14 protein-coding genes are annotated in these 16,685 nt (G+C 58.5%); 10 read left to right on the top strand and 4 right to left on the bottom strand.

Annotated features, from left to right (window positions below):
• Positions 1–14 precede the first annotated feature (14 nt).
• Both CCX46_RS08860 and CCX46_RS08855 read left to right on the top strand, forming a co-directional pair.
• Positions 15–2,168: a mechanosensitive ion channel family protein gene (locus CCX46_RS08860; RefSeq protein WP_127926396.1), complete on the top strand. Its 2,154-nt coding sequence runs from the start codon at positions 15–17 to the stop codon at positions 2,166–2,168.
• A 64-nt stretch (positions 2,169–2,232) separates the two neighbouring features.
• Positions 2,233–3,567: an amidohydrolase gene (locus CCX46_RS08855; protein WP_127926395.1), complete on the top strand. Its 1,335-nt coding sequence runs from the start codon at positions 2,233–2,235 to the stop codon at positions 3,565–3,567.
• A gap of 532 nt (positions 3,568–4,099) precedes the next feature.
• Here CCX46_RS08855 and CCX46_RS08850 read toward each other — a convergent pair.
• Positions 4,100–4,813, bottom strand: coding sequence for a UTRA domain-containing protein (locus CCX46_RS08850; protein WP_007916338.1), 714 nt, complete (start codon positions 4,811–4,813; stop codon positions 4,100–4,102).
• Between the two features lie 350 nt (positions 4,814–5,163).
• On the opposite strand from CCX46_RS08850, the gene CCX46_RS08845 reads away from it, so the two are divergent.
• The 6 genes from CCX46_RS08845 to CCX46_RS08820 all read left to right on the top strand — a co-directional run bounded on the left by CCX46_RS08845 (position 5,164) and on the right by CCX46_RS08820 (position 10,522).
• Positions 5,164–6,231: an ABC transporter substrate-binding protein gene (locus CCX46_RS08845; RefSeq protein WP_007916337.1), complete on the top strand. Its 1,068-nt coding sequence runs from the start codon at positions 5,164–5,166 to the stop codon at positions 6,229–6,231.
• 181 nt (positions 6,232–6,412) lie between these two features.
• The gene (locus tag CCX46_RS08840) at positions 6,413–7,219 is read left to right on the top strand and encodes an alkaline phosphatase family protein (protein ID WP_127926394.1); all 807 of its coding nucleotides are present in this window, start codon (positions 6,413–6,415) and stop codon (positions 7,217–7,219) included.
• Between the two features lie 5 nt (positions 7,220–7,224).
• Positions 7,225–8,061 carry an ABC transporter permease gene (locus CCX46_RS08835; RefSeq protein WP_410479219.1) on the top strand — a complete coding sequence of 279 codons (837 nt, stop codon included), beginning with the start codon at positions 7,225–7,227 and terminating at the stop codon, positions 8,059–8,061.
• Positions 8,048–8,848 (top strand): ABC transporter permease, encoded by an 801-nt coding sequence (locus CCX46_RS08830; RefSeq protein ID WP_007916333.1) that lies wholly within the window; start codon positions 8,048–8,050, stop codon positions 8,846–8,848. The genes CCX46_RS08835 and CCX46_RS08830 overlap by 14 nt, the downstream gene beginning before the upstream one ends.
• Positions 8,845–9,834: an ABC transporter ATP-binding protein gene (locus CCX46_RS08825; RefSeq protein WP_127926393.1), complete on the top strand. Its 990-nt coding sequence runs from the start codon at positions 8,845–8,847 to the stop codon at positions 9,832–9,834. Before CCX46_RS08830 ends, CCX46_RS08825 begins: the two co-directional genes overlap by 4 nt.
• Positions 9,835–9,868: 34 nt before the next feature.
• Positions 9,869–10,522, top strand: a complete 654-nt coding sequence (locus CCX46_RS08820; protein ID WP_007916329.1) for an HAD family hydrolase — start codon at positions 9,869–9,871, stop codon at positions 10,520–10,522.
• Positions 10,523–10,663: 141 nt separating this feature from the next.
• Here the strand turns inward: CCX46_RS08820 and CCX46_RS08815 are convergent, their stop codons facing one another.
• Positions 10,664–11,626, bottom strand: coding sequence for a zinc-binding dehydrogenase (locus CCX46_RS08815; RefSeq protein ID WP_127926392.1), 963 nt, complete (start codon positions 11,624–11,626; stop codon positions 10,664–10,666).
• 138 nt (positions 11,627–11,764) lie between these two features.
• Here CCX46_RS08815 and CCX46_RS08810 point away from each other — a divergent pair, with 138 nt between their 5' ends.
• Both CCX46_RS08810 and CCX46_RS08805 read left to right on the top strand, forming a co-directional pair.
• Positions 11,765–13,849, top strand: a complete 2,085-nt coding sequence (locus tag CCX46_RS08810; RefSeq protein ID WP_174244439.1) for a carboxy terminal-processing peptidase — start codon at positions 11,765–11,767, stop codon at positions 13,847–13,849.
• A gap of 134 nt (positions 13,850–13,983) precedes the next feature.
• The gene (locus CCX46_RS08805) at positions 13,984–15,774 is read left to right on the top strand and encodes a bifunctional diguanylate cyclase/phosphodiesterase (RefSeq protein WP_127926390.1); all 1,791 of its coding nucleotides are present in this window, start codon (positions 13,984–13,986) and stop codon (positions 15,772–15,774) included.
• Between the two features lie 87 nt (positions 15,775–15,861).
• Here CCX46_RS08805 and CCX46_RS08800 read toward each other — a convergent pair whose 3' ends face one another.
• Together CCX46_RS08800 and CCX46_RS30815 are read right to left on the bottom strand one after the other, a co-directional pair.
• A complete protein-coding gene (locus CCX46_RS08800) occupies positions 15,862–16,278 on the bottom strand; it encodes a hypothetical protein (RefSeq protein WP_127926389.1) in 417 nt (138 codons plus the stop codon).
• Positions 16,278–16,649: a hypothetical protein gene (locus CCX46_RS30815; protein ID WP_238704386.1), complete on the bottom strand. Its 372-nt coding sequence runs from the start codon at positions 16,647–16,649 to the stop codon at positions 16,278–16,280. Before CCX46_RS30815 ends, CCX46_RS08800 begins: the two co-directional genes overlap by 1 nt.
• Between the last annotated feature and the right edge of the window lie 36 nt (positions 16,650–16,685).

The following is a 16,685-nucleotide window of genomic DNA, read 5'->3' as shown; positions in this document are numbered from 1 at the left end:
AGGTTGACCGCCTAGTGTTCGCTCGTCTTTTTGCTTTGCCCAGTCTGTTCCTCGTCTGCCTGATGACGCTGTTGCCGCTGGCGCCCGCCCACGCGGTCGGCTTGCCCGGTCTGCTCAACACCAACAAGGCACAGCCAGAAGCGCAGGAACCGCTGGGTCAATCCCTCGACGAAGTCATCAAGTCGCTGGAAAACGACAAGCAACGCGCACAGCTGCTGACTGACCTGAAGAAGCTGCGCGACGCCACCAAAAAGGCTCAGGCCAGCCCCGAAGAAGGCGTTCTGGGCTTGATCGGCGGTACCCTCGCTAACTTCGAAAAACAATTCACCGGCGCCGACAGCCCGCTCAACCGCTGGGGCAACGAGTTCGACCTGGCCAAGGAAGAGCTGAGCGGCATGATGCTGCCGGCCAACGAATGGCTGCCGATCATCTTCGGTTTTGCCATGATTCTGATGGTGTGGAGTCTGCTCGCCGCTGCGCTGATCTGGCTCGGTCACCGGGTGCGCATGCGCTTCGGCCTCACCGAAGAATTGCCGCAACACCCCAAGGCCCTCGACATGCTGCGCTTCGCTTTGCGCAAGCTCGGGCCGTGGCTGATCGCGTTGGTGATGACCGTCTACATGAGCTACGCCCTGCCGTCGTCGCTGGGCAAAAGCCTGGCGATGGTGCTGGCCTATGCGCTGGTGGTCGGCACCTGCTTCTCGGCGATCTGCGTGATCGCGTTTTCCCTGCTCGATGGCCCGCACCGCCATCGTGCGCTGTATATCCTGCGTCATCAGGCGTTCCGTCCGCTGTGGCTGATCGGCAGCTTCGCCGCGTTCGGCGAAGCGCTGAATGATCCGCGCCTGATCGAAAGCCTCGGCGTGCATCTGGCCCACACCGCCGCGACCATCGCCAATGTCCTCGCGGCACTGTCGACCGGCCTGTTCATTCTGCGTTTCCGTCGACCGATCGCGCACTTGATCCGCAACCAGCCGCTGTCACGACGCCTGACCCGCCGCGCCCTCAGCGACACCATCGAAATCCTCGGCACCTTCTGGTACGTGCCGGCGCTGGTGCTGGTCGGCATCTCGCTGTTTGCCACGTTCGTTTCCGCCGGCGACACCAGCACCGCACTGCGCCAGTCACTGATCTGCACCGTGTTGCTGGTGTTGTGCATGGTGATCAACGGCCTCGTCCGCCGTCACTCACTCAAGCCGCAACGCGGGCCGAAACGTCACGCGCTGTATTCGGAGCGGCTGAAAAGCTTCTTCTACACCCTCGCGCATTTGCTGGTGTGGCTGGTCTTCATCGAACTCGGCCTGCGCGTCTGGGGCCAGTCGCTGATCGGTTTCGCCGAGGGCGAAGGGCATGACGTCAGCGTCAAACTGTTCAGCCTGATCGGCACACTGATTTTCTCCTGGCTGATCTGGATCCTCGCCGACACCGCTGTGCACCACGCCCTCACCCGCTCGCGCAAAGGCCTGGCGAATGCCCGTGCGCAAACGATGATGCCGCTGATCCGCAACGTGCTGTTCGTGGCGATCTTCATCATTGCGCTGATCGTCGCGCTGGCGAACATGGGCATGAACGTCACGCCACTGCTGGCCGGTGCCGGTGTGATCGGTCTGGCCATCGGTTTCGGTGCACAGTCGCTGGTCGCGGACTTGATTACCGGCCTGTTCATCATCATCGAAGACTCGCTGGCCATCGATGACTACGTCGACGTCGGCGGCCACCTCGGCACCGTCGAAGGCCTGACCATCCGCACCGTGCGCCTGCGCGACATCGATGGCATCGTCCACACCATCCCGTTCAGCGAAATCAAAAGCATCAAGAACTACTCCCGCGAATTCGGCTACGCGATCTTCCGCGTCGCGGTGCCGTACAACATGGAAATCGACGACGCGATCAAACTGATGCGTGAAGTCGGGCAGAAGATGCGTACCGATCCGCTACAGCGGCGCAACATCTGGTCGCCGCTGGAGATTCAGGGGGTCGAAAGTTTCGAATCCGGCAGCGCGATTCTGCGGGCGCGGTTCAAGACCGCGCCAATCAAACAGTGGGAAGTGTCCCGAGCCTTCAACCTGTCGCTCAAACGCCATCTCGACGAAGCCGGACTCGATCTGGCAACGCCGCGCATGAGCGTGCAAGTGATCACTGCCGGTGGCGGTCAGCCGAAGGAATAGCACTCAGGCGCGCGGTTGCAGTCACAGGCAGGGAAGCCCGACAACAATAATCAAGGAGAACCCGATGCAACTGACGCGCATTGCCCAAGCCGTTCTATTCACCCTGTTCGCCAGCCACGCTGGCGCCGCAACGCTGGAAAGCACCCGCACGCAAATCGCCGAACAAGCGCAAAAGCTCGAGCCGGAACTGCTGGAAACCCGCCGCGACATCCACGCTCATCCAGAACTCGGCAACACGGAAAAACGCACCGCCGAACTGGTCGCCAAACAACTCAAGGCCATGGGCCTGGAAGTGAAAACCGGCGTCGCCCGTACCGGCGTGGTCGCCGTCCTCAAAGGCGCCCTGCCCGGCCCGACCGTGGCCCTGCGCGCCGACATGGACGCGCTGCCGGTCAAGGAAGTCGCCGACCTGCCGTTCGCCTCGAAAGCCAAAGGCATCTATCTGGACAAAGAAGTCGACGTCATGCACGCCTGCGGCCACGACGCCCACACCGCGATCCTGCTGAGCACGGCGAAAATTCTCACGGGCATGCGCGACACCCTGCCCGGCACCGTGGTGTTCTATTTCCAGCCCGCCGAGGAAGGCCCGAGCGACTTCATCCCCGACGGCAAAAACACCTGGGGCGCGAAAATGATGGTCGAGGAAGGCGTGATGAAATCACCGAAACCCGACGCCGTTTTCGGCCTGCACGTCTGGGCCGGCGTCCCCGCCGGCCAGATCGCCTACCGCCCCGGCGCCACCCTCGCCAGCTCCGACGACCTGCGCATCAAAATCCTCGGCAAACAGACCCACGCTGGCCGCCCATGGGACGGCATCGACCCGATCACCGTCGGCGCACAAACCATCGTCGGCCTGCAAACCGTGGTCAGCCGCCGCACCGACATCTCCTCTTATCCGTCAGTGGTCAGCATCGGCACAATCAACGGCGGAACGCGCTACAACATCATTCCCGAAACGGTCGACATGACCGGCACGATCCGCTCCTACGACTACGGCATCCGCCAGAAACTGCATGCCGACGTACGCCAGACCGTGGAAAAAATCGCCGAAAGCGGCGGCGCCAAAGCCGACGTCACCATCATCGAAAAATACGACCCGACCATCAACAATCCGGTGCTGACGGAAAAGATGCTGCCGACGTTGAAGTGGGCGGCCAAGGATGATGTGGTGAATGCACCGCTGGTGGGGGGCGCGGAAGATTTTTCGTTCTTTGCCAAGGAAGTGCCGGGGCTGTTTGTGTTTCTCGGCGTGACACCGATGGATCAGGACATGAGCAAGGCAGCGCCGAATCATAATCCCGGGTTCTTTGTGGATGAGTCGGCGCTGGTGGTGGGCGTGAGGACATTGGCCTCGTTGGCGACGGATTATTTGTATGCCAATGCGGGGGCAGGTAAATAGGGATGAGGTGACTGTGGGGGCGCTTTCGCGAGCAGGCTCGCTCCCACAGTTGGACTATATGCACCCTTCCAGAAATTGGTCGGCTGTCAGGCCGCCATCGCCAGCAGGGCTGGCTCCCACAGTTTTGATTTGCGAACAACCCACGCGGCAAAGCCGCCCCACTCAACACAATGAGCGCAAGCTCGAGTACCGCTCTTGATCTTGCCGTGCCGGCCCCTTCGGCAGGCTGAGTGGAGGGATTGATCCGGGGGTGGGCGCGCAGCGCCGTTCGACGAAGTCGAACACATCGAAAGGAGGTGCAGCGAAGCAAACCGGAAGCGATGCCCCCGGATCGATCCCGGAGCGAAGGAACCCCGAGCCCCAGCGAGCGGGCCGAACGCCGGGGCCCAGCCTTTTGCTTACTTTTCGGCGCCTGGAAAAGTGAGTCGCTGTAAAAGCGAAACCGCCAACCGCGACACCCGCAGAAACGGATATTCACACAGAACCCAATAGCCTGGTCGGCCCACAGGCCGCCAAGGTCAAAGGTCAAAGCTCAAACAACATCAACCCCTACGTGAATCGCATCATGCCGCCAAAACTCCAGATCACAATCAATCAACCGCTCATGCTGATCATAATTGACCCGAGCAATCCGCAACCCCGGACTCCCCACCGACACCCGTAAAGCCGCCGCCGCATCCACCGACAACGACGTAGGCACAATCTCAAACCGCACCCGCCCATAGTGCAAATCGTAATGCCGCGCATACAACTCGGTCATCGACTGATTCAAATCAAACTCAAGAATCCCCGGAAAAAACTGCGGATTCAAATAGTGCTCCACATACAACACCAACCGCCCATCAATCCGCCGTGACCGACAAATCTGAATCACACTCGACAACGCCGGCAACTGCAACCAGGCACACACCGCCGCCGACGCCGGCTGCAAACGTGCCGAAATCACCTCGGTCGACGGCACCCGCCCCTGCGCACTGACCATTGCGTGAAAGTGACTGCGCTGCATCAGGTTGTACGCCAGACGCGGCGGCGAAACGAACCAGCCACGTCGCTCCTCGCGATAAATCTGCCCCTGCGCCTCCAACTGCAACAACGCCTCACGCACGGTAATCCGCGTCGTACCGAACAACTCACTGAGCTTGCGCTCGGCCGGCAACTTGCTGCCCGCCGCCAGCAACCCGTGATCGAGTTGTTCCTGCAGCACCTGGCCAATCGCTGTCACCGCTTTTGTTGCCTCATCGCGCATCAACGTTACCTATCTGGACTAGACCAGCACTGTTTCAGGGCAAAATCGCACGGCAATCGAGCCGTTGCGTGATATTGCAAGCCTAGGCAGTGCAGATGACCGAGAGATGACAAAACTACCGAACGGTCGTCCTCATGACTTGCAATACATCGGCCAAGTCCCTTGTCCGCCGGGGCTTGGGCATGGTCTACGCTTATCTGGCAACCGCTGATACCGAGCAAACAAAAGACCTGCCGCAGGGCCGCCGACATCAAAGTGTCATCCAGCCCGCCTAAATTGGCTCAGGTATTGCTGACCTAGACCAACACACACCGCAATCGCAGCGTTGAACACGACCAAGGAGCTTCGGAATGAAACAGCTTTTCCTGGCAACACTGTTAGGCTCGACCATTGCAATGTGCACCTCCGCCATGGCGGCCGGCACCGATCTGAAAACCCTCGAAGCCGCTGCGAAAGCGGAAGGTGCCGTCAACAGCGTCGGCATGCCCGATGACTGGGCCAACTGGAAAGGCACCTGGGAAGACCTGGCCAAAACCTACGGCCTGAAACACATCGACACCGACATGAGCTCGGCCCAGGAAATCGCCAAATTCGCCGCAGAAAAAGATAACGCCACCGCCGACATCGGCGACGTCGGTGCGGCCTTCGGCCCGATTGCGGTCAAACAAGGCGTGGTGCAACCGTACAAGCCAAGCACCTGGGATCAGGTTCCGGACTGGGCCAAGGACAAGGACGGCAACTGGGCGCTGGCCTACACCGGCACCATCGCCTTCATCGTCAACAAAAAACTGCTGCACGGCTCCGAAGTACCGACCAAATGGGCAGACCTCAAGGGCGGCAAATACAAGGTTTCCATCGGTGACGTGAGCACCGCCGCACAAGCCGCCAACGGCGTTCTGGCTGCAGCACTGGCCAACGGTGGCGACGAGAAAAACATCAAGCCTGCGCTGCTGCTGTTCGCCGACATCGCCAAGCAAGGTCGTCTGTCGATGGCTAACCCGACCATCGCCACCATGGAAAAAGGCGAGATCGAAGTCGGTGTGGTCTGGGACTTCAACGGCCTCAGCTACAAAGCCAAGATGGCCAACCCGGATGACTACGTGGTGCTGATCCCGTCCGACGGTTCGGTGATTTCCGGCTACACCACGATCATCAACAAGTACGCGAAAAACCCGAACGCCGCCAAGCTGACCCGCGAATACATCTTCAGTGACGCCGGCCAGACCAACCTCGCGCGCGGCAACGCCCGTCCGATCCGCGCCGAGCACCTGCAACTGCCAGAAGACGTGAAGGCCAAACTGCTGCCAAACGAGCAGTACAAAAAGGTCACCCCGATCAAAGACGCCGATGCGTGGGAAAAGACTTCCAAGGCCCTGCCACAGCAGTGGAACGAAGAAGTCATCGTAGAGATGAAATAAAGCGACTGATCACTACTGTGTGATCTGAAACAAATCCCCATGTAGGAGTGAGCCTGCTCGCGATAGCGGTAATTCAGTCAACATTGTTGTTGAATGTTCAACAGCTATCGCGAGCAGGCTCACTCCTACAGGGGATCTCGGTTGAATCTGAAATTTCCTGTTTCGCGGAGTTTTTGCCCCTATGAAGCACAACGTCATCCTTGTCGTGCTCGACGGCCTCAACTACGAGGTCGCGCGTCACGCCATGGGGCATCTGCAGGCTTATGTTGGCGCAGGACGCGCCGCGCTCTACCAGTTGGAGTGCGAACTGCCGGCCCTGTCCCGACCGCTTTATGAATGCATCCTCACCGGCGTGCCGCCGATCGACAGCGGCATCGTCCACAACAACGTCTCGCGCTTGTCCAATCAGCGCAGCATTTATCACTACGCCCGCGATGCCGGCCTGAAAACCGCGGCAGCGGCGTATCACTGGGTTAGCGAGTTGTATAACCGTTCGCCGTTCGTGGCAGCACGCGACCGCCACACCGACAATCTGTCGCTGCCGATCCAGCACGGGCATTTCTACTGGAGCGATCACTACCCGGACTCGCACCTGTTCGCCGACGCAGAAAACCTGCGCCTGCGCCACGATCCGGATTTCCTGCTGATCCATCCGATGAACATCGACGACGCCGGGCACAAACACGGCCTCGACTCTTCGCAATACCGCAACAGCGCGCGCTTCGCCGACATCATCCTCGCCGACTATCTGCAGAACTGGCTCGACGCTGGCTATCAGGTATTGGTGACCGCCGACCACGGCATGAACAACGATCGCTCGCACAACGGCCTGCTGCCGGAAGAGCGTCAGGTGCCGCTGTTTGTCCTCGGTGACGCGTTCAGCCTCGACGCTGACGCCGCACCGAAGCAGACCGAAATCTGCGGCACGGTCTGCGAACTGCTCGGCGTGCCCCATGACAAACCGGTGTGCCGGGAGTTGCTCAAGTGAACTCAATGACTCGCGGTAAATGGCTGGCAGCCCTGTGCGTGGTGCCCTTCGCGCTGTTCTTTATCGTCTTCGAAATCGCTCCGCTGACCTGGGTGATGATCAGCAGCCTGCAATCAGAAGAATTCGGCTGGGGCTTGGCCAACTTCAGCAAGATCTTCAGCTCGAAGTTCTATTTGCAGGCGATCCAGTACAGCCTCGAAATCAGTTTCTGGTCGAGCGTGTTCGGCATCATCATTGCCGTACTGGGTGCGTATTCCCTGCGCCGGGTCGATTCGAAACTGCGCAATTTCGTGAATGCCTTCGCCAACATGACCAGCAATTTTTCCGGCGTACCCTTGGCCTTCGCGTTCATCATCCTGCTCGGTTTCAACGGCAGCATCACGATCATGCTGAAGCAGTCGGGGATCATTCAGGATTTCAACCTGTACTCGAAAACCGGGCTGATTATCCTCTACACCTACTTCCAGATTCCCCTTGGTGTGCTGCTGCTCTATCCCGCCTTCGACGCCTTGCGTGAAGACTGGCGCGAGTCCGCCGCACTGCTTGGCGCCAATGGCTGGCAATTCTGGCGGCATATCGGCTTGCCGGTGCTGACCCCGGCGCTGCTCGGTACATTCGTGATCCTGCTGGCCAACGCCCTCGGTGCCTACGCCACGGTGTACGCGTTGACGACGGGCAACTTCAACGTCCTGCCGATCCGGATTGCGGCGATGGTCTCCGGTGACATTTCCCTTGACCCGAATCTGGCCAGCGCTTTGGCCGTGGTGCTGGTGGCGCTGATGACCATCGTCACCGTCGTGCATCAACTGCTGTTGAAGAGGAGCTACCATGTCTCGCGCTGAATCCGGCCCGGCCGGCCTCTACCACCGCGTCGTGGTTTATCTGTTGTTCGCCATCCTCTTGCTGCCACTCGTGGGCACGCTGGTCTATTCGATCGCCAGCAGTTGGTCAGCGACCATCCTGCCCAGCGGTTTCACCTTCAAGTGGTACATCCAGTTGTGGAGCGATCCGCGCTTTCTTCACGCCTTCGGCCAGTCGCTGCTGGTGTGTGTCGGCGCGCTGGTGCTGTCGGTGGTACTGATCCTGCCGCTGCTGTTCGTGGTGCATTACCACTTTCCGAAACTCGATGCGCTGATGAACATCCTCATCCTGCTGCCCTTCGCGGTGCCGCCGGTGGTGTCGTCGGTGGGACTGTTGCAACTTTACGGTTCCGGGCCGATGGCGATGGTCGGTACACCGTGGATTCTGATCGGCTGCTACTTCACCGTGGCGCTGCCGTTCATGTACCGGGCGATCACCAACAACCTGCAGGCGATCAACCTGCGTGACCTGATGGACGCTGCGCAACTGCTCGGCGCCAGCACCTTTCAGGCAGCGTTTCTGGTGGTGCTGCCGAACCTGCGCAAAGGCCTGATGGTCGCGTTGCTGCTGTCGTTCTCGTTCCTGTTCGGTGAGTTCGTCTTCGCCAATATTCTGGTCGGCACGCGTTACGAAACCTTGCAGGTTTATCTGAACAACATGCGCAACAGCAGCGGCCACTTCACCAGCGCGCTGGTTATTTCGTATTTCTTTTTCGTGCTGGTCCTGACCTGGATCGCCAACATCTTGAACAAGGACAAAAGCGAATGAGCTATGTCAGCGTCCAACACCTGCAGAAAAGTTACGCCGGCACCACCGTGTTCAGCGACATTGACTGCGAGATCAACAAGGGCGAGTTCGTCACCCTGCTCGGCCCCTCCGGCTGCGGCAAGTCGACCCTGCTGCGTTGCATTGCCGGTCTGACGCCGGTCGATGGCGGCAAGATTCTGCTGGATGGCGTCGATATCGTGCCGTTGAGCCCGCAGAAACGCGGGATTGGCATGGTGTTTCAGAGTTATGCGCTGTTCCCCAATATGACCGTCGAGCAAAACGTCGCCTTCGGTTTGCGCATGCAGAAGGTCAATGCCGACGACAGCCATAAACGCGTTTCCGAGGTGTTGAAACTTGTTGAACTGAACGACTTCGCCAGCCGCTATCCACATCAACTGTCCGGCGGACAATGTCAGCGCGTGGCCCTCGCCCGCTCGCTGGTCACACGTCCGCGTTTGCTGCTGCTCGATGAGCCGCTGTCGGCGCTCGATGCGCGGATTCGTAAACACCTGCGTGAACAGATCCGCCAGATTCAGCGCGAACTCGGCCTGACGACGATTTTCGTCACCCACGATCAGGAAGAAGCGCTGACCATGTCTGATCGCATTTTCCTGATGAATCAGGGAAAAATCGTACAAAGCGGCGATGCCGAAACCTTGTACACCGCACCCGTCGATGTGTTCGCCGCAGGCTTCATCGGCAACTACAACCTGCTCGATGCCGACGATGCGTCGAAGCTGCTGCAGCGCCCGATCAGCCACCGCATCGCCATTCGCCCGGAAGCCATCGAACTGAGCCTCAACGGCGAACTCGACGCGCAGATCCGCAGCCACAGCCTGCTCGGCAACGTCATCCGTTACCGGATCGAAGCGCGCGGCGTGGAACTGGTGGTGGATGTGCTCAACCGCTCGGCGGCCGATCTCCATCCCGACGGTCAGCGGCTGGCACTTTCCATCGATCCAACGGCCCTGTGTGAGGTAGCCTGATGACTTTGCTGACGTTGAAGAGAGAACTGCACTGATGGCCCTGGCAATTTTTGATCTGGACGAAACCTTGATCCACGGCGACTGCGCCACCCTCTGGAGCGAGCAGATGGGGCGCCTGGGCTGGGTCGATCCCGAGTCGTTCATGCGCAAGAACAACGAACTAATGGACGCCTACAGCCATGGCAAATTGCGCATGGAAGACTACATGGAATTCAGCCTGGAGCCCTTGATCGGGCGTACGCCGGAAGAAGTCGAACACCTGGTCGGGCCATGGGTTGAAGACTTCATCGAACCGATCATCTTCAGCGACGCGACCAAAACCATCGCCGCCCACCGCAAGGCCGGCGACCGGATTCTGGTGATCTCGGCGTCAGGCACGCACCTGGTCAGACCGATTGCCGATCGATTGGGCATTGATGAAATTCTGGGGATTGAACTGGAAGTCGCCCATGGCGTTTACAGTGGGCATACCGTTGGCACCCTGACCTACCGCGAAGGCAAGATCACCCGTTTGCTGGAATGGCTGGATGCTGAAGAAGAGAACCTGGAAGGTGCGAGTTTCTATTCCGACTCACGCAATGATCTGCCGTTGTTGCTGAAAGTGGATTTCCCGCACGTGGTGAATCCAGACCCAGTGCTGCTGGAACACGCCGAAAAGGCCAACTGGCCAATCCATCTCTGGAAATGACAAAGATTTAATCTGCACAGGCAGGCTGATATTCCAAACCTGAGTTCGACCCGATGCATCAGGTCGATGTAGCCCGACAGAACAACCCGGCCAGTCCCCTCTCCCTTTGGGAGAGGGTTAGGGTGAGGGGCTTTTCCGTGCTCAGCTCAGACTGTCGTCGATCACCAAAACCAGTTTTCCAGCAACAGTATTGCTCGCCAACTCCGCAAACGCCGCCTCGGCATCCTTCACCGCAAACGCCTTGGCCAACTGTGGACGCAACCGCCCTTCAGCAAACAACGGCCACACCTGCTGGCCCAGATCACTCAACAGATCCGCCTTGAACTGATCGTCACGACTGCGCAACGTCGAGCCCAGCAGTTGCACACGCTTGGCCAAGACCTGCGCCAGATCCAGTTTCGCCTCACGACCGCCCATCAAACCGATCAACACCCATCGCCCATCCAGCGCCATCAGCTTGAGATTCAACGCCGAATAATTGCCACCCACCGGATCGAGAATCACATTGAACGGCCCGAAATCACGCAGGCTCTCCAGATCATCGGTGCGCACCACCCCGCCCTGCGCGCCCAGCGCCTCGCAATAAGCCAAACGCTCGGTCGAACCGACGCTGACCCAACACGGATTGCCAAACGCCTTGCACAACTGAATGGCGGCTGAACCGATTCCACTTGCGCCGGCGTGCAAGAGAACTTTCTCACCCGGTTTGAGCGCCGCAAGTTGAAACACATTCAGCCAGACTGTTGCATAAACCTCAGGCAATGCAGCGGCCTCGATCAGCGAGACGCCTTCGGGAACCGGCAGCACGTGCCGCCCGTCGACGACCACCTCTTCGGCCATGCCGCCCCCGGCCAGCAAGGCGCAAACCCGGTCACCGACCTGCCACGCACTGCCCGCGCCGACCTCGCTGATGACCCCTGAGCACTCAAGACCGAGCACTTGGCTGGCTCCTGGGGGCGGCGGATAGAGCCCTGCTTTCTGTAATAAATCGGCGCGATTGAGGCCGGCTGCCGCCACTCGAATGCGGACTTGTCCTACATCGCACGTAGGACTCGGCTCTTCAACCCATGCCACTTGACCGTCAACGCCTTGCAATGCCTTCACAGTGCCTCCATAGTGAGTCTGGACTGAGCCCGAAGCTGTAGCGCCGGGCTTTTTGCATTATGCGACCGGCTCTCGTAGAACCGGCGACTTCAAAGACGGCCTAATATGCGTTATCAATTGTCCCCGCGTCGAATCAGCATGAAGCATTTGCTCCCCAGCACCGCCCTCGCTCTTTTCATCGGTATCGGTTTGTTGCCGGTGTCGGGCAATACATTCGCAGCCAACAGCTGGGACAAATTGCAGCCTGATCGCGATGAAGTCATCGCCAGCCTGAACGTCGTCGAGTTGCTCAAGCGTCACCACTACAGCAAGCCGCCGCTCGACGATGCGCGCTCGGTGATCATCTACGACAGCTACCTCAAGCTGCTGGATCCGTCGCGCAGCTACTTCATGGCCAGCGACATCAGCGAATTCGACAAGTGGAAGACGCAGTTCGACGACTTCCTCAAAAGCGGCGACCTCAACGCCGGGTTCACCATCTACAAGCGCTATCTGGACCGCGTCAAGTCGCGTCTGGACTTCGCCCTTGCCGAGCTGAACAAAGGCGTCGACAAGATGGACTTCACCACCAGGGAAACCTTGCTGATCGATCGCAAGGACGCCCCTTGGCTCAAATCCACCGCTGAACTCGACGACCTGTGGCGAAAACGCGTCAAGGACGAAGTGCTGCGGATGAAGATCGCCGGCAAAGAGCCGAAGCAGATCCAGGAAACCCTGACCAAGCGCTACAAAAATCAGTTGGCGCGCCTGGACCAGACCCGTCCGGAAGACATCTTCCAGGCGTACATCAACACCTTCGCCATGTCTTACGATCCGCACACCAACTATCTGTCGCCGGATAACGCGGAAAACTTCGACATCAACATGAGCCTGTCCCTCGAGGGCATCGGTGCCGTGTTGCAGAGCGACAACGACCAGGTGAAAGTCGTGCGTCTGGTGCCGGCAGGCCCGGCCGACAAGACCAAACAGGTCGCCCCGGCCGACAAGATCATCGGCGTTGCCCAAGGCAACAAAGAAATGGTCGACGTGGTCGGCTGGCGTCTGGACGAAGTGGTCAAACTGATCCGTGGTCCGAAAGGCACCGTGGTGCGTCTGGAAGTGATTCCGGCGAGCAATGCGCCGAACGACCAGACCACCAAGATCGTGCCGATCACCCGGGAAGCGGTGAAGCTCGAAGACCAGGCCGTGAAGAAGTCCGTGCTCAACCTGAAACAGGACGGCAAGGACTACAAACTCGGCGTCATCGAGATTCCAGCCTTCTACCTAGACTTCAAAGCGTTCCGTGCCGGTGATCCGGACTACAAGAGCACCACCCGCGACGTCAAGAAGCTGCTCACCGAGCTGCAGAAAGACAAAGTCGACGGCGTGGTCATCGACCTGCGCAACAATGGCGGCGGTTCCCTGCAGGAAGCCACCGAGCTGACCAGTCTGTTCATCGACAAAGGCCCGACCGTACTCGTACGTAATGCCGATGGCCGTGTCGACGTACTCGAAGATGAAAACCCGGGCGCGTTCTACAAAGGCCCGATGGCATTGCTGGTCAACCGCTTGTCCGCCTCGGCTTCGGAGATCTTCGCCGGCGCCATGCAGGACTACCACCGCGCGCTGATCATCGGTGGCCAGACCTTCGGTAAAGGCACCGTGCAGACCATTCAACCGCTGAACCATGGCGAACTGAAGCTGACGCTGGCCAAGTTCTACCGTGTGTCCGGTCAGAGCACCCAGCATCAAGGCGTGCTGCCGGACATCGACTATCCGTCGCTGATCGACACCAAGGAAATCGGCGAGAGCGCCCTGCCGGAAGCCATGCCGTGGGACACCATCCGCGCGGCAATCAAACCGGCGGCCGATCCGTTCAAGCCGTTCCTGGCCCAGCTCAAGTCCGAGCATGACACGCGCACCGCCAAGGATGCCGAGTTCGTGTTCATCCGCGACAAGCTGGCCCTGGCGCAGAAACTGATGGAAGAAAAAACCGTCAGCCTCAACGAAGCCGAACGCCGTGCCCAGCACAACGACATCGACGCCAAGCAACTGACGATGGAAAACATCCGTCGCAAAGCCAAAGGCGAAGAGCCGCTCAAAGAACTGAAGAAAGAAGACGAAGACGCCCTTGCAGCCGCCGACCCGGACAAGGTCAAACCGGAAGACGATGCCTACCTGAGCGAAACCGGGCGCGTGCTGCTGGATTACCTGAAGCTGAGCAATCAGGTGGCCAAGAAGTAAGATGATGGCAATTTAATGCTGACGATCCCCGGATCGTCATCAAACAGTCATCATTCTGTCGTGCAATAAAGGACTGGGAGCCACTCTCTTCATCGAGAACGCTCCCAGTCCTTTTTTTATCGCCAGAGATTGCCATGACCACGACCGAACAGCTGAGTGCCTTGAGCTCGATCCTGACTCAAAGCGGTTTACACAGCCTGTTCCAACCGATCATCAGCCTCTCCGAACGCCGCATTCTCGGCTACGAAGCGCTCACGCGCGGCCCTTCCAACAGTCCTCTCCACTCGCCGATCGCGCTGTTCGCCGTGGCACGTCAGGCCGGACGTTTGAGCGAACTGGAGATCGCCTGCCGCCAGAGCGCTTGTCGCCGCTTCAACGAGCAGCAACTGCCAGGCAAGCTATTTCTCAACGTCTCGCCGGAATCCTTGCTTGAAGCCGCGCATCAACCGGGGCGCACGTTGCAGTTGCTGCAGGATTTCGGCATTCCGCCCAGCCAGGTCGTCATCGAACTGACTGAACAAACGCCGATCGACGACTTTCAGTTGCTGCAAACTGCCTTGCATCACTATCGGGCAATGGGGTTTTCGATTGCACTGGATGATCTCGGTGCCGGCTATTCGAGCCTGCGGTTGTGGTCAGAACTTCGTCCGGACTACGTGAAGATCGATCGACACTTCATCGACGGCATTCATCAGGATGCGTTGAAGCGCGAGTTCGTCGGCTCGATTCTGCAAATCGCCAAAGCCTCTCGGGCGCAAGTCATCGCCGAAGGCATCGAGTTGCCGGAAGAACTCGCGGTGCTGACCGAGATGGGTGTCGATCTGGTTCAGGGTTACTTGCTCGGCCGCCCTCAGGAACACCCACCGCGCGATGCCCGCGCCTTGATGCCCAAACACGACAGCAGCAGCGTTGCGCTGAACGACGAAGGCAGCGACCTCAGCGCCCTGCTCAACGAGCAACCGGCCGTGCATCGCGACACACCCACCGCCAACGTACTGGAGGCCTTTCGCCGCCAGGCCAACCTCAATTCACTGGCGGTACTCGACGAACAAGGCCAACCCTGCGGCATCGTCCATCGTCATTCCCTGTCCGATGCCCTGCTCAAACCGTTCGCCACCGACCTGTTCGCCCGTAAACCGATCAGTCGCCTGATGAACGACGACTTCCTCGCCGTGGAAATGAGCCAGTCGCTGCAACAGGTCAGCCGCCTGATCACCAGCCGTGCCCGCCAGCGCATCGAAGAGGACTTCATCATCACCCTCAACGGCGGGTATCTCGGCCTTGGCAGAGTGATCGACGTGCTCAAACTGATCACCGAACTGAAAATCCAACAGGCTCGCTACGCTAACCCACTGACTCTGCTGCCCGGCAATGTGCCGATCCAGCAATGCTTGACGCGGTTGCTGCAGCAGGGGCGCGAGTCGGTCATTTGCTACGTCGACATCGACAGTTTCAAACCCTTTAACGATATCTACGGCTACGGACGGGGTGATGAAGTTCTGCTGTGTCTGGCGCAATGCCTGAATGAACGGGTCGACCCGTCCCGCGACTTCGTTGGCCATATTGGCGGCGACGACTTCCTTCTGGTCCTTGGCCCGGAAGACTGGCGCAAACGTCTCAATCAACTGCTTGATGACTTTCAGAGCCAATGCCGACGCTTCTATCGCCCCGAACACCTTGAGGCGGGATGTTTTATTGCGCCGAATCGCCAAGGGGTGCGGCAGGAGTTTCCGCTGTTGTCGCTTTCCATTGGCGTGGTGCATTTGCATCCCGAGGCTTGCGCACACCTGGATGCCAGTCAACTCGCGGAAATGGCCTCGCAGGCGAAACATCATGCGAAGAATGTTCCGGGGTATAGCGTTCATTTATTGGATAGCCTTACAACCTCAGTACTCCACCAGCCACAGCTAAGGGGTCAACGCTGATCCCTCAAACGACACACTTACCTGTGGGAGCAGGCTTGCCCGCGAAGGCGTCAGTACAGTCACTCTAGGCTCTGCTTTTTATGCCGGCTACCACGTTGAGCAGTCTTCCTGACCGGCTAGGTATAAATCATCAGTCCAGACTTCGGACAGGATAGAGTATATGTGCTCAAAAAAAATCTTAGGATCTTTCATCTCGTTCCAACCAAATGGGAGCAATGAATGAGAAAACGGATCATGTTTAAAGACTTTAGCAAGATCACTTATTTCGCCATCCAAAGCCTCACCCAACACGGAAAACAAGACAAACTTGTGCCGATAAGTCAAACCAGAAAATCTTTTCACAACAAACTTAGATATCAGACCCACTCTATCCGAAGGACACTCAGGGTCGTACTCCGCCAACTCCGAGCCCAACGTCTCCTCGCGATCGTATATATCGAACCCTCCAAGAAAGTGCTTCAACTGGGGATTATATGGAACATCAAGATAGGGATGCATCAACATCAAAAGTTCTCCACCGGATACAGTGCGTAGGGTTGTAACGTTTCAAAATCAAACTTCATTTCAAACGCATTCATTTTAGGCATGAATCTAGGCTCTGTCGGTTCAGATGGATTGGGTTCATATCCTTCACCCACTCCTTCCGCGGGCATCCGCACGACCAAATTCCCCATACTGTCCTCCCCCGTAAAGCGCGGCATGTTTCTGACCTCCCTTGTCAGCGCTTCATTATATGCGCTCATTTGCGCCCGATTACTAATAAACCTAGAACTAGGAACGCCTCTGAATGTATCTCTTACAATGTCACTTTTTTTATCGGCTGATTGATGACCCCCAAGACCGAAATTTTTCCCTTCATCACTATCTTTACTCATAACCTTCCTCTTCCGTACCAAAGCAACATTTAGTTC

Origin of the sequence: Pseudomonas sp. RU47 (genome assembly GCF_004011755.1) — a bacterium.
Taxonomy (GTDB): domain Bacteria; phylum Pseudomonadota; class Gammaproteobacteria; order Pseudomonadales; family Pseudomonadaceae; genus Aquipseudomonas.
Note: the sequence above shows the minus strand (reverse complement) of the source record. Positions and strands in the feature narration are given on the sequence as shown.

Bases quoted from the DNA above. Each gene is read 5' to 3' on its own strand.
- CCX46_RS30815 (WP_238704386.1), bottom strand. From the start codon at position 16,649: ATGAGTAAAGATAGTGATGAAGGGAAAAATTTCGGTCTTGGGGGTCAT.
- CCX46_RS08820 (WP_007916329.1), top strand. From the start codon at position 9,869: ATGGCCCTGGCAATTTTTGATCTGGACGAAACCTTGATCCACGGCGAC.
- CCX46_RS08850 (WP_007916338.1), bottom strand. From the start codon at position 4,813: ATGCGCGATGAGGCAACAAAAGCGGTGACAGCGATTGGCCAGGTGCTG.
- CCX46_RS08835 (WP_410479219.1), top strand. From the start codon at position 7,225: ATGACTCGCGGTAAATGGCTGGCAGCCCTGTGCGTGGTGCCCTTCGCG.
- CCX46_RS08805 (WP_127926390.1), top strand. From the start codon at position 13,984: ATGACCACGACCGAACAGCTGAGTGCCTTGAGCTCGATCCTGACTCAA.
- CCX46_RS08845 (WP_007916337.1), top strand. From the start codon at position 5,164: ATGAAACAGCTTTTCCTGGCAACACTGTTAGGCTCGACCATTGCAATG.
- CCX46_RS08830 (WP_007916333.1), top strand. From the start codon at position 8,048: ATGTCTCGCGCTGAATCCGGCCCGGCCGGCCTCTACCACCGCGTCGTG.
- CCX46_RS08800 (WP_127926389.1), bottom strand. From the start codon at position 16,278: ATGTTGATGCATCCCTATCTTGATGTTCCATATAATCCCCAGTTGAAG.
- CCX46_RS08855 (WP_127926395.1), top strand. From the start codon at position 2,233: ATGCAACTGACGCGCATTGCCCAAGCCGTTCTATTCACCCTGTTCGCC.
- CCX46_RS08810 (WP_174244439.1), top strand. From the start codon at position 11,765: ATGAAGCATTTGCTCCCCAGCACCGCCCTCGCTCTTTTCATCGGTATC.
- CCX46_RS08840 (WP_127926394.1), top strand. From the start codon at position 6,413: ATGAAGCACAACGTCATCCTTGTCGTGCTCGACGGCCTCAACTACGAG.
- CCX46_RS08825 (WP_127926393.1), top strand. From the start codon at position 8,845: ATGAGCTATGTCAGCGTCCAACACCTGCAGAAAAGTTACGCCGGCACC.